This window comes from Allofournierella massiliensis (genome assembly GCF_964241245.1).
GTDB classification, from domain to species: Bacteria; Bacillota; Clostridia; order Oscillospirales; family Ruminococcaceae; genus Allofournierella; species Allofournierella massiliensis.
In genome coordinates, this window is the sequence record NZ_CAXSWZ010000010.1 from 90547 (window position 1) to 103220 (window position 12674).

Annotated in this window: 10 protein-coding genes; all 10 read left to right on the forward strand. The window is 61.7% G+C overall.

Annotated elements, in window-relative coordinates; translation table 11 throughout:
* The first annotated feature begins 25 nt into the window (after positions 1 to 25).
* On the forward strand, positions 26 to 2239 hold the full coding sequence (gene recD2 / locus ACESYO_RS07260) for an SF1B family DNA helicase RecD2 (protein ID WP_058965180.1): 2214 nt from the start codon (positions 26 to 28) through the stop codon (positions 2237 to 2239).
* A complete protein-coding gene (locus ACESYO_RS07265; RefSeq protein ID WP_373209645.1) occupies positions 2236 to 2958 on the forward strand; it encodes a ComF family protein in 723 nt (240 codons plus the stop codon). Before recD2 ends, ACESYO_RS07265 begins: the two co-directional genes overlap by 4 nt.
* Positions 2959 to 2992: 34 nt before the next feature.
* Positions 2993 to 4015, forward strand: coding sequence for a rod shape-determining protein (gene mreB / locus ACESYO_RS07270; protein WP_058965178.1), 1023 nt, complete (start codon positions 2993 to 2995; stop codon positions 4013 to 4015).
* A 258-nt stretch (positions 4016 to 4273) separates the two neighbouring features.
* Positions 4274 to 6823, forward strand: coding sequence for an ATP-dependent helicase (locus tag ACESYO_RS07275; protein ID WP_373209644.1), 2550 nt, complete (start codon positions 4274 to 4276; stop codon positions 6821 to 6823).
* A 17-nt stretch (positions 6824 to 6840) separates the two neighbouring features.
* Positions 6841 to 7623, forward strand: a complete 783-nt coding sequence (gene thyX / locus ACESYO_RS07280; RefSeq protein ID WP_058965176.1) for an FAD-dependent thymidylate synthase — start codon at positions 6841 to 6843, stop codon at positions 7621 to 7623.
* Complete coding sequence (locus ACESYO_RS07285; protein ID WP_058965175.1) at positions 7620 to 8288, forward strand: dTMP kinase; 669 nt, start codon at positions 7620 to 7622, stop codon at positions 8286 to 8288. Before thyX ends, ACESYO_RS07285 begins: the two co-directional genes overlap by 4 nt.
* Positions 8282 to 9175 (forward strand): DUF2156 domain-containing protein, encoded by an 894-nt coding sequence (locus ACESYO_RS07290; protein WP_276871930.1) that lies wholly within the window; start codon positions 8282 to 8284, stop codon positions 9173 to 9175. The genes ACESYO_RS07285 and ACESYO_RS07290 overlap by 7 nt, the downstream gene beginning before the upstream one ends.
* A 40-nt stretch (positions 9176 to 9215) precedes the next feature.
* Positions 9216 to 10046, forward strand: coding sequence for a GNAT family N-acetyltransferase (locus ACESYO_RS07295; RefSeq protein ID WP_346672310.1), 831 nt, complete (start codon positions 9216 to 9218; stop codon positions 10044 to 10046).
* A 58-nt stretch (positions 10047 to 10104) separates the two neighbouring features.
* Positions 10105 to 11238, forward strand: coding sequence for an endolytic transglycosylase MltG (gene mltG, locus ACESYO_RS07300; RefSeq protein ID WP_276871933.1), 1134 nt, complete (start codon positions 10105 to 10107; stop codon positions 11236 to 11238).
* An 83-nt stretch (positions 11239 to 11321) separates the two neighbouring features.
* A complete protein-coding gene (locus ACESYO_RS07305; RefSeq protein WP_058965171.1) occupies positions 11322 to 12548 on the forward strand; it encodes a peptidase U32 family protein in 1227 nt (408 codons plus the stop codon).
* Positions 12549 to 12674 lie beyond the last annotated feature (126 nt).

The window sequence follows — 12674 nt, forward strand, 5'->3', positions numbered from 1 at the left end:
GGGCGGCGAAAGGAGGGCAGAGGCCATGGAACAGGAACAGCAGCTGCTGCGGATGGAAGGTACCATCGAGCATCTGATCTATGAAAACCGGGACACCGGCTATGTGGTGTTTGAGGTGAATGCCGGGGGCGAGCTGCATGTGGTCACCGGTGTGCTGGGCGAGGTGAATGTGGGTGAAAGCGTCACCCTCTACGGCCATTTTGAAAACCATCCCACCCATGGCCCCCAGTTCAAGGCCACTTCCTGCGAGGCCACCATGCCTCAGGACGAAGCCGCCACGCTGGCCTATCTTTCCAGCGGCGCGCTGCCCTACATCGGGCCGGCCACCGCCAAAAAGCTGGTGGAAACCTTCGGAGCGGACACGCTGGAGGTGATTGCCAACCAGCCGGAAAAGCTCACCGTACTGCGGGGCATCACCTCGGATAAGGCCATGGCCATCAGCAACGAGTTCCGCCGTATGTTCGGCGTGCGGGAGGCGGTGGCCTATCTCGGCCGGTTTGGCATCAGCCCGGTGCGGGCGGTGGAGGTTTACCGCCATCTGGGGCCGAACACCGTGGAGGCCATCCGGCAGAATCCGTATCTGTTGTGCGGCGAGCCGCTGCGGCTGAAATTTGCCCAGGTGGACGCCATCGCCGCCGAAATGCAGCTGGCGCAGGACGGCAGCCTGCGTCTCTGGGCGGGTATTCTGTATGTGCTGCGTCACAACGGGGGCAACGGTCATACCTGCCTGCCCCGGCCCCAGCTGCTGACCACCACCGCGAAGTTTCTGAAGATCGGCGAGGACGCCATCGACCGGGAGCTGGACGCGGCCATCGCTGAGGGCGAGGTGGCCCGCTACATCTGTGAGGGGCGGGAATATCTGTATCTGCCGGATCTTTTGCGGGCCGAGCAGGACATTGCCGCCCGCTTGTGGGAGCTGACCCGTTACCCGGCCACCCAGCCCCGGGATCTGGAGGCGAACATCCGGGCGCTGGAGCGGGCGCAGGGCTTTGCCTATGCGCCGGAGCAGCGCAAAGCCATCGAAACGGCCCTGTGCAGCAACGTGATGGTGCTCACCGGCGGCCCCGGCACCGGCAAGACCACCACCGTGAATGCCATTCTGGCCCTGTTCCAGAATCAGGCGGACCGGGTGGCGCTGTGCGCCCCCACCGGCCGGGCCGCCAAACGGCTGAGCGAGCTCACCGGCCAGAAGGCCCAGACCATCCACCGGCTGCTGGAGGTGGACTATGACCCCCAGATTCATCTGCTGCGCTTCATCCACAATGAGAAAAACCTGCTCAAGTGCGATGTGGTGGTGCTGGATGAGATGAGTATGGTGGACGCCAAGCTCTTCCAGAGCCTGCTGGCAGCCCTGAAGCATGGCTGCCGTATTATCATGGTGGGCGACGCGGATCAGCTGCCCAGCGTGGGCCCGGGCAACATCCTCAGCGAGGTGATTCGCAGCGGGGTGGTGCCCACCGTCTGTTTGACCCGCATCTTCCGCCAGCAGAATCAGAGCATGATCGTGGAAAACGCCCACCGCATCGTGCACGGACTGGTGCCCCAGCGGGGCGACCGGAACAGCGACTTTTTCTTTTTACAGGCAAGCGGCCTAGCCTGCCAGCAGCTGGTGTGCGATCTGGTGGCCACCCGCCTGCCCAAAAGCTACGGCCTGGACCCCATCCGGGACATTCAGGTTCTTTGCCCCACCAAGATCGGCCCGGTGGGCACCGCAGCGCTGAACCAGCGCCTGCAGGAGATGCTCAATCCTCCCTCGCCGGACAAGCCCCAGCTGGAAATGGCGGGGCAGGTGTTCCGTCTGGGCGATAAGGTGATGCAGGTGCGCAACAATTACCTGATCCCCTACGAGCGGGACGGCGGCGAAGCGGGTGTGGGCGCCTTCAACGGCGACCTGGGCGTGATTCTGGGGGTGGATCCGGGCGAGCGGGCGCTGCTGGTGCAGATGGACGACCGCAAGCTGGTGTACACCGCCGAGAATATCCCCGAGCTGGAGATCGCCTACGCGGTCACCGTGCACAAGAGCCAGGGCAGCGAGTTTGCCGCGGTGGTCATTCCGGTGAGCGATCTGCCGGAAAAGCTGTGCTACCGGAATCTTCTGTATACCGGCGTGACCCGTGCCAAGCGGCTGTGCATTCTGGCCGGTCGGCCGGATACCGTGGCCCGTATGACCGAGAACATCCGCCAGAATCTGCGGTACAGCTGCCTTGCAGACCTGCTGCGCAACGGGGCCAGCCTGTGAGGGGCGAACGGTGGCTGTGGGCCGAGCAGCTTCGGGTATTGGTTTTTCCCCGGCGCTGCCCCTTTTGCGGGCGGGTGCTGGGGTTCCTCACCCGCTGCCCGGACTGTGAGCCGGAGCTGAAACAGCTGAAGCTGATGATCCCGCGCCTGCCCGACAGCGAACATTGTATGGAGCATCTGAGCGGTGCGGCGGCGGTCTGCCGCTACGACGGCTGTGTGCGCGAGGCCATTCTGCGGATGAAAAACGGCGGTCAGGGCTACTGTGTCCGGGAGCTGGGCGTCTGGATGGCCGCCGAGATTTTTGGATGTACTTTCCGGCAGCAGCGTGGTATAATACGATTGGAACAGAGCCCGGTGCTGCGCCGGTTTGATCTGGTGGTTCCGGTGCCGGCATCCGGCAGGGAACGGGGGTACAACCTGCCGGATCTTCTGGCCCGTCAGCTGGCCTGGGCTCTGGACACTCCGCTGGACTGCGGCGCGCTGCAAAAGACCCGCCGCACCGAAAAGCAGGAGGGCAAAACCGCCAGCCAGCGGATGGAAAACGTGAAAAATGCCTACCGAGCCACCAATCCGGCTGCGGTGGAGGGCAGACGGGTGCTTCTGGTGGACGATGTGATCACCACCGGGGCCACCCTGTCCAACTGCGCCAAGGCGCTGCGCACCGCCGGTGCGCTGGACGTTTTTGCGGTCACATTGGCAGAGACACAATTTGCGCGATAGAATCGCGCTTTGCAGATAGAGAGGGAATGAAGATATGGCACAGTATGACATTGGCATCGACCTTGGCACCACCACCATCATCATCGCGGTGGAGGGCAAGGGTGTTATTTTGAATCAGCCCAGCGTGGTCGCGGTGGACAACCGCAAGGATCAGGTGCTGGCGGTGGGCGACGAGGCGCTGGCCATGGTGGGCCGTACCCCCAACTACATCTCGGCCATCCGCCCCCTGAAGGACGGCGTGATCTCCAACCACATGCTCACCCGTGAGCTGATCTGCCGCTTTGTGAACAAGGTCTACGATTCCCGCCTGATCAAGCCCCGGGTTGCGGTGTGCGTGCCCGCCGCCATCACCGGCATCGAGAGCGATGCTGTGGTGGAGGCCGTGGTGGCTGCAGGCGCCCGGCAGGTATTCCTGATCGACGAGCCCATGGCCGCGGCCATCGGTTCCGGCATCGACATCCGCGAGCCGACCGGCCACATGGTGGTGGACATCGGTGGCGGCACCACCGATATCGCTGTGATCAGCCTGGGCGGCAAGGTTCGGGCCACCAGCGTGAACGTGGCGGGCAACACCTTCGACGACGAGATCATGAAGTTCGTGCGCTCCAAGTTCAATGTGGCCATCGGCCTGCGTACCGCCGAGGAGCTGAAAAAGCAGGTGGCCTGCTGCAAGCCCAGCACCTTCACCTCCAGCATGGAAGTGAAGGGCCGCAGCCTGCTCACCGGTCTGCCCCAGAAGTTCACGGTTAAGACCGAGGATCTGTATGAGGCGGTGATGCCTCTGGTGGAGCAGATCACCGTGGCGGCTCATCAGGTGCTGGAGAAAACTCCCCCGGAGCTGGCGGGCGACATCTTCACCGACGGCATCATGCTCACCGGCGGCGGTTCCATGCTGAAAGGTCTGGACGAATACATGAGCCAGGAGCTGAAGGTGAAGGTTCGGGTTTCTCCCGATCCCGTGAACTGCGTGGCCCTGGGCACTGCCCACTGCCTGGTGATCGGTGAGGATCTGGAAACCGGCTTCCAGGACGCCACCCCCCGGTTGGGCCGGCGCTGAACCATTTGAATTTTGCGGCAGCCTTCTTTGTCCCGCACGTGGGGCAGAGGGCTGCCGTTTTGCGTGGGAAAAAAGGCTGTTGCCCCGGCCACAGACAGACGGCCTTTCCGGCTGGTATGCTGGTCGTCTGTGATCATGTCGCCGATTTCCCGGCAAACCCGTCTTTTGTTGGCGGGGGCTTTGTGCTATAATGTAAACCGATAGTGCATATCTGTGCGATTGGCCGGTTTTGCGGCCCGATCGGGACAAGGAGTTTCCATGAACGTGACCAACGAGTTTTTGAAATACCGCGACGCCTACATTGAAAAGCAGTTCGGCCGGCTGAACCCGGTGCAGAAAAAGGCCGTGTTTTCCACCGAGGGCCCGCTGCTCATTCTGGCGGGCGCGGGCAGCGGCAAGACCACGGTGCTGGTCAACCGCATCGCCAACATTATCCGCTTCGGCAAGGCCCACGGCTCCGACTGGCTGCCCGGGCCGGTGGGCGAAGGGGAGCTGGCCGCTCTGAAGGCTGCGGTGGAAACCGGAGCGCCCCTTGCCCCCGGGCTGGAACGGCTGCTGCGGTACGAGAACGCCCGCCCCTGGAACGTGCTCGCCATCACCTTCACCAACAAGGCGGCAGGGGAGCTGAAGGCTCGTCTGGCTGCCATGCTGGGCGAGGAGACGGGCGCGGACGTGAACGCCTCCACCTTCCACTCCGCCTGTGTGCGGATGCTGCGGCGGGACGCCGACCGGCTGGGCTTCCCCAAGAGCTTCACCATCTACGACACCAGCGACCAGGAACGGGCCATGAAAGAGGTCTACAAGGAGCTGCTGGTGGACGACAAGTTCCTGCCCATCAAGTCCGCCATGGGCCAGATCGGCCGGATGAAGGACCAGCTCATCAGCCCGGACGAGGCAATGGAAGCCCCGCAGGATACCAAGGCCGGCCTGCTGGCCAAGGTCTACCGGAATTACTCCGCCCGACTGAAAAAGGCCGGCGCCATGGATTTTGACGATCTGATCTACTACACCGTGCTTTTGCTGCGGGAAAATCCCGATGTGCTGGAGTATTATCAGCAGAAGTATCGTTATGTATTGGTAGACGAGTATCAGGATACCAGTGTGGCCCAGTTCCATCTGGTGCGTCTGCTGGCCGGCGGCTACAAGAACGTCTGCGTGGTGGGTGACGACGACCAGAGCATCTACCGGTTCCGCGGCGCCACCATCGAAAACATCCTGAACTTCGAGCAGCATTTCCCCGGCGCGCAGGTGATCCGGCTGGAGCAGAACTACCGTTCCACCTCCAACATTCTGGACGCTGCCAACTGCGTAATCAAGAACAATCAGGGCCGCAAGGGCAAGACCCTGTGGACCGAGAACGGCGCAGGCGACCGGGTGCATCATTATCTGGCGGAAAGCGAGCAGGACGAGGCGTCCCACATCGCCACTGTGATCGGTCAGCATCTGAAGGAGGGCGCCCGTCTGCGGGATCACGCGGTGCTTTATCGCATGAACGCCCAGTCCGGCCCGGTGGAAACCTACTTCGCCCGTGCGGGCATCCCCTACAAGATCGTGGGCGGCCAGCGGTTCTACGACCGTAAGGAAGTGAAGGACATCATTTCCTATATGTCCATCGTGGCAAACCCCAACGATGACCTGCGTTTAAAGCGCATCATCAACGAGCCGGCCCGCAAAATCGGCGCCACCACGCTGGACAAGATGAGCGAGATCGCCGCCGGGCTGGGAGTCAACCTGCTGAGCGTGTGCGAAAACGCGAAGGATTACCCGGCCATCAGCCGGGCGGCCAGCGCGCTGAACGGCTTCTACGGCATCTATCTGAAGCTGGTGCAGGCCAGCGAGACCCTGCCGCTGGACGAGTTTGTGAGCCGCCTGCTGGAAATCACCGGCTACAAGAAGATGCTGGAGGCCCAGGGCGACGAGGGCGCATCCCGTCTGGAAAACCTTGGCCAGCTGATTTCCAGCGTCAAGACCTACGCGGACCAGAAGGGTGAGGAGGCCACGCTGGCGGGCTTTCTGGAAGAGGTTGCCCTGATCTCGGATCTGGACAGCTACGACGAGGAAAACGACGTGGTGGTCATGATGACCATGCACTCTGCCAAGGGCCTGGAATACGACTATGTGTTTATTGTCGGTCTGGAGGAGGGCATCTTCCCCAGCGACATGTGCCGCTTCTCGGATGAGGAGCTGGAGGAGGAGCGCCGGCTGTGCTATGTGGGCATCACCCGGGCCAAGAAGGAGCTGTATCTCTCTTCCAGCCAGAGCCGGATGATCTTCGGGCGCACCCAGCGCAACCCGCCCTCCCGTTTCCTGGATGAGATCGACTCGGATCTGCTGGATATGGAGGAAAGCCCGGCGGTGTCCGGCGGGCTTTCCTGGGGCGGCGGCTTCGGCAGCTTCGGCGGTTTTGGCGGCGCATCCCGCGAGGGCGGCCATGGCTTTGGCTCCGGCGCGGGCTTCGGCGGTGGTGCTGCGGCTGCTCCCCGGCGGGAGTGGGGCGCGTCCGGCGGCTTCGGCGGCCGGAGTGCAGCGGCATCCACGGGCGGCGGCAGCCGGTTCGGCGCTTCGCCCTCCGGCCGGTTCGGAACGTCCACTGTGGGCGCGGCGGCACCCGCCCGCCCGGCGGCGTCTGCCGGTGCAGGCTCCAAGAGCTTCAAGCCCGGCGACGTGGTGGAGCACAAGGTGTTCGGCCGGGGCGTGGTGCTCAAGGCGACCCCCGCTGCGGGCGACACCATCGTGGAAATCCGGTTTGAAAAGGCCGGCGTGAAAAAGACCATGGCGAACTACGCTCCCCTGACCCTGATCAAATAACCTTTGGAGGCAACCCAATGTTGAACGTATCTCTGATCGCATATACCCCGGAACCGGAAAAGGTGGTGGCCGCGGCGGCAAAGCTGTGCTACTCCAACGCCCGCATCGACGATCTGCTGGCGGGTCTGACCCCGGAGAAAAGCCGGGAGTTTGTGGAGCGGCTGGCAAAGCTGGGCCACGAAAGCCCCACCGAGCATGTGAGCTTCACCTTTGCCATTGAGGGTGTGTCCCGCAGCCTGCTGGCCCAGATTACCCGCCACCGCATCGCCAGCTACAGTGTGCAGAGCCAGCGCTATGTGCGGCTGGATCAGTTTGAATATGTAACCCCGCCCGAGATCGAGGCGGATCCGGCGGCGCTGGAGGAATTCCAGACCGCCATGGCGCAGGAGAACGAGAACTACAAGCGCATCGCCGCCCTTCTGAAGGACGGCCACATCCGCCGGCTGACCGCGCAGGGCATGAGCGAGGCCGAGGCCGCCAAGAAGGCCGAGAAGATGGCCATTGAGGATGCCCGTTTCGTGCTGCCCAACGCCTGCGACACCAAGATGGTGGTGACCATGAACGCCCGCAGCCTGCAGAACTTCTTCCGGCACCGGTGCTGCAACCGGGCCCAGTGGGAGATTCGGGCGCTGGCGGACGAGATGCTGCGGCTGGTGTATCCCATCGCCCCGTCTCTGTTCCAGATGTCCGGCCCCGGCTGCGTGAAGGGTGCCTGCCCGGAAGGCGCCATGAGCTGCGGCGAAACTCTGGCCATGCGGGAAAAGTACGCCGCGCTGAAAAAGGAGGCGCTGGAGCGTTGAACGGCAAGCTGATCGTGATCGAAGGGCTGGACGGCAGCGGCAAGGCCACCCAGGCCCGGGCGCTGGCCGAAGCCCTTCAGGCCCAGGGCAGAAACGTGATGCAGATCACCTTTCCGGACTATGCCAGCGATTCCTCTGCTCTGGTCCGGATGTATCTGGGCGGGCAGTTCGGCAGCCATCCGGACGATGTAAACGCCTACGCGGCCTCCGCCTTCTATTCGGTAGACCGGTTCGCCAGCTACAAGATGAAGTGGGGCGAGTTCTACCGCGAAGGCGGCATTGTGATCGCCGACCGCTACACCACCAGCAATGCGGTGCACCAGTGCTCCAAGCTGCCGCCGGAGCAGTGGCAGGCGTTTCTGGATTGGCTGTTCGATTTTGAGTATAATAAAATCGGAATTCCCGCCCCGGATCGGGTGATCTATCTGGAAGTGGACCCGGCGGTGAGCCAGGCGCTGATGACCGGTCGCTATCAGGGCGACGAAGCAAAGAAAGACATACACGAAAAGGATACCGAGTATCTGGCACGCAGCCAGCGGGCGGCCAAGCATTGCGCCGCCGCGCTGGGCTGGGTGACCGTTGCCTGCTGTGAGGCAGGCGGGATGCGCACCATCCAGCAGATTCATGAGGATGTGCTGTGTGCGACCAAGGAGATTTTATGCTGACATTCAAACCCATCGAACCGCAGGATGCCCAGTGGGTGACCCCGCTGCTGCATGCCAGTGGTTATATGACCAGTACCTACGCCTTTGTGACCCTCTATCTGTGGAGCAGGGCGTACGACACCCAGGTGGCCCGCTTTGGCGATCATGTGATCGCACGCAGCCACCGGGGCGGTATTTTCCATTATCTGTACCCCTCCGGCCACGGTGACGAAAAAGCCACCGTGGATGCCATCATCGCGGATGCCAGAGCCCAGAGCGAGCCCGCCTGGCTTTACGGCGTTTCAGTGGAGGCAAAACAGCGGCTGGAGCAGTGGTACCCGGGCCTGTTCACCATTGAAGCGGTCCGCGACGACTACGAATACATCTATGACCGGTCCGAGCTGGCCGATCTGCCGGGCAAAAAGTTCCAGAAAAAGCGCAACCATGTGTCCCGCTTTATCCGGGAAAACCCGGACTGGGAGTTCCATGCCATCACCGAGGAATCGCTGCCTCTGGTGCGGCAGTTCAACCGGGAGTGGGCCGCTTTGGCCGACAATAAGGATGACCCGGGCATCCAGATGGAGCACGAGGCCATCGAAATGGTATTCGACCATTACACCGAGCTGCCCATTGAGGGCGGTTATATCACCGCCGGTGGGCGCATTGTGGCCTACTCCTTCGGCAGCGCCATCAACGACCGCATCTTCGACACCAACGTGGAGAAGGCACTGTATGAGGTAAACGGCGCGTACAATATTATTAACCGGGAAATGGCCCGTCAGGTCTGCGCCGGTTATGAGATGATCAACCGGGAGGACGATGTGGGTTCGGAAGGCCTGCGCAAGGCAAAATTGTCCTACAATCCCATTATCATCGAGCCCAAGTACCGGGCGGTACTGAATAAATGACCTTCGCCGCGCATGCGGCCAGGGGGAGGGAAAAGAAGCCATGTTTCGTGTGGCAGAGAAAAGCGATGCAGCCCAGCTGACCGGGCTGTTTTCGGCGGTGTTCGGGGATCCGGAACCGGTTGCCGCCAATATTTTTGAAAAGTTTGCCGGGTATGAAAACGTTTTTCTGGCGGAAGAAGAGGGCCAGGTCATTGCCAGCCTGTGCGCAGTGCCCGTCACGCTGCAGGGCCGGAAAGGCGCCTACTACTACGGCGTGTGCACCCGGCCGGAGCAGCGGGGCAAGGGTGTGATGACCGAACTGATGGACTACGCCCGAAGCCAGCTGCTGCTGCGCGGATGGAGCTTCGCGGTGCTCATCCCCGCCGGTGCCAGCCTGTTTGATTTTTATGCCCAGCGGGGCTTTCAGAAGGCGTTCGGGCTGCGGGAATTCACCCGCCCCATCCGCCGCAATCTGTGGGCCCAGGCGGATTTTGATTCCGTCACCGCCAAGGGGCTGGAGGCGCTGCGCCGCCGCTTTGCGCCGGATGCGGTCTTTTTGAACAATGCGGGCTATATTCTGGTGCTCACCGATCTTTACACCTTGGGTGGAACCATTGTGTCCAGTGAGGACGGCTACGGCATTTATTTTAAAAAGGACGATCAGACGCTGGATTTTGTGGAGCTGTTTGCGGAGGGCGACCGGGCCGCGGAAAAACTGATGGAAGCCGCACGGGATAAAACCGGCGCGGAACAGGCCCACATTACCCTGGGCGTCCAGCAGAATCTGTTTTTGGGTGAGGGCGTGGCCCGGGATTACGGCATGATCCAGTTTTTTGATCGGCCCTTTGACGTGCAGGAAGGCTATATGCGCCTGATGCTGGACATGGAGTGAATCAGAGGGCGGCGCACCCCGCGCCGCTCAGGGAATAAGAAAGTGCAGGGAAGTTACTATGGCTAAATACCGTCGTGAAACCTACCAAAACCCGGATCAGCCCCCCAAACGCGGCCACAAAGGCTGCCTCGTGCTGGTTGTGCTGGTTGTTGTGCTGCTGGCTGCGGCCGCTTTTGGGGCCTTCAGCATCATGCAGGATGTGAACGGCCGCGACCAGCTTGGCGATGAGGTTCTGGTCACCGTGCAGCAGGGCGAAAACAGCGCGTCCATTGCCCGCAGCCTGAAGGATGCAGGCGTCATCAAATATCCCAACATCTTCCGTTACTACCTGAAGTACACCGGCAAGAGCGCCAATCTGCAATACGGCGACTTCACACTGGTGCAGGGCCAGAGCTACGATTCCATCATTGAGACCATGAGCCAGTATGCCAAGAGGGAAACCGTGAGTGTCACCTTCCCGGAGGGCATCACCGCCCAGCGGTTTGCCCAGCTGATGGAGGAAGCCGGCCTGTGCACCGCTGAGGAATTCCTGGATGTGGCCAACAACGGCGATTTCAGCCAGTATGAGTTCTGGAACGAGATTCCGGAGGATCCCAACCGCTTCATGAAGTGCGAGGGCTACCTGTTCCCGGATACCTACGAATTCTTTGTGGACGATACGGTCTATAACTATGTGGACAAGCTCTATGCCGAGTTCGACGCAAAGGTTACCCCGGAGATGCGCCAGCGGGCCAGCGAGCTGGGCATGACGCTGGAAGAGGTTGTCACCCTGGCCAGCTTTGTACAGGAGGAGGCCGGCAATTCTGAGGATGCGCGGGTGTCCGCAGTGTTCCATAACCGGCTGGCGGAGGATTCCCCCTATCCCCGGCTGGAGAGCAATGCCAGCAGCTATGTGCAGAATCCGGATGACAACAACTACATCTACAACTGGATTGCCCCCTACTATGGTGGCTGGGACAACATCCCCGAAAATATCTACAATGCCTACAATACCTATGAGCTGAACGGCCTGCCCGCAGGCCCCATCTCCAACCCGGGCATTGATGCCATCCAGGCAGCCCTCTACCCGGATGCAGAGTATCTGGACGGCAAGTACTACTTCTTCGTGACCGATAAAAACGGCGTGTACTACTATGCCAAGACCAAAGCCGAGCACGATGCCAATGTGTCCAAGGCATTCAGCGTAAAATAAACAAGGAAACAAAGCGGCGGGGGCGCGGGAGAAAATCTCTCTGCGCCCCCCCCCGGCTGTGAAAACGAGAAAGGAAAACGATTATGCTTCCCATTCCGGAATTACTGGCCCCCGCGGGGGATCTGGAGCGACTGCAATATGCCATCCGCTACGGCGCGGATGCGGTGTACTGTGGTCTGACCGAGTTCGGCATGCGTGCCGCGCCCGGCAACTTCACCCCGGAGCAGCTGGCCGAAGGTGCCGCCTTCGCCCACGCCCGGGGTAAGAAGATCTATCTGACCATGAATACCCTGCCCACCAACGAGGAGCTGGAGCGCATCCCTGAAGCCATCCAGAATGCGGTAGCCGCCGGTGTGGATGCCTTCATCGTGGCCGATCTGGGCGTGCTGGCCATGGTCAAGCAGTATGCCCCGAACACCGAAATTCACCTCTCCACCCAGGCGGGCATCACCAACTGGGCCGCCGCCAAGGCTGCCTATGATCTGGGAGCCAAGCGGGTGGTGCTGGCCCGGGAGCTGGATCTGCGGGCCATTGCCGAGATCCGCGCCCATGTGCCCGACGATCTGGAGCTGGAAGCCTTCGTGCACGGCGCCATGTGCATGAGCGTGTCCGGCCGGTGCCTGCTCAGCCAGTACATGACCGGGCGGGACGCCAACCGGGGCCAGTGTGCCCAGCCCTGCCGCTGGAAGTATCATCTGGTGGAGGAATCCCGCCCCGGCCAGTTTATGGAAATCGGTGAGACCGAAGAGGGCAGCTATATCCTGAACGCCAACGATATGTGCACCGCCCCCTTCATCGACCTGATCTGCCAGGCCGGTGTGGACAGTCTGAAGATCGAGGGCCGGGCCAAGACCGCCTATTATGTGGCCAGCGTGACCAGCGCCTACCGCAAGGCATTGGACGCCTTCCTGCAGGACCCCACCGCCGAGGAATACACCTGCCCGGACGATGTGTTTGAAGAGCTGGATCGCACCAGCCACCGGCCCTACTCGCCGGGCTTCTACTTCGGCCGCCAACAGGCCAAGCAGGAGACCAGAAACGGCGGTTACCTGCGCCACTGGGAGTTTATCGGCGTGGTGGAAAGCTGGCAGGACGGCGTGGCTCAGTGCAGCCAGCGGGGCAAGTTCTGCCTGGGCGATACCATCGAAGCGCTCACCCCGCTGGGCGAACGCGTCACCCTGACCCCGGAATGGATCAAAAATGAGCTGGGTGAAGAGGTGGAGAGCACGCCCCACGCCACCATGAAATACACCATCCCCTGCGAAACTGCGCTGCCTGCTTACAGCCTGCTGCGCCGCCGCGTTCAGTAAAAGGTTCATCAGACAAAAAAGGCCCTCGCGGGATATTTCCCGCGGGGGCCTCAGCCTGTCGAAAAAGGCCACCTATCGGTGGTCTTTTTCTCGTATAAGGAAAGGGAATGCGGTATAATGGTGTGG

Bases quoted from the DNA above. Each gene is read 5' to 3' on its own strand.
- recD2 (WP_058965180.1), top strand. From the start codon at position 26: ATGGAACAGGAACAGCAGCTGCTGCGGATGGAAGGTACCATCGAGCAT.
- mreB (WP_058965178.1), top strand. From the start codon at position 2,993: ATGGCACAGTATGACATTGGCATCGACCTTGGCACCACCACCATCATC.
- ACESYO_RS07275 (WP_373209644.1), top strand. From the start codon at position 4,274: ATGAACGTGACCAACGAGTTTTTGAAATACCGCGACGCCTACATTGAA.
- thyX (WP_058965176.1), top strand. From the start codon at position 6,841: ATGTTGAACGTATCTCTGATCGCATATACCCCGGAACCGGAAAAGGTG.
- ACESYO_RS07290 (WP_276871930.1), top strand. From the start codon at position 8,282: ATGCTGACATTCAAACCCATCGAACCGCAGGATGCCCAGTGGGTGACC.
- ACESYO_RS07295 (WP_346672310.1), top strand. From the start codon at position 9,216: ATGTTTCGTGTGGCAGAGAAAAGCGATGCAGCCCAGCTGACCGGGCTG.
- mltG (WP_276871933.1), top strand. From the start codon at position 10,105: ATGGCTAAATACCGTCGTGAAACCTACCAAAACCCGGATCAGCCCCCC.
- ACESYO_RS07305 (WP_058965171.1), top strand. From the start codon at position 11,322: ATGCTTCCCATTCCGGAATTACTGGCCCCCGCGGGGGATCTGGAGCGA.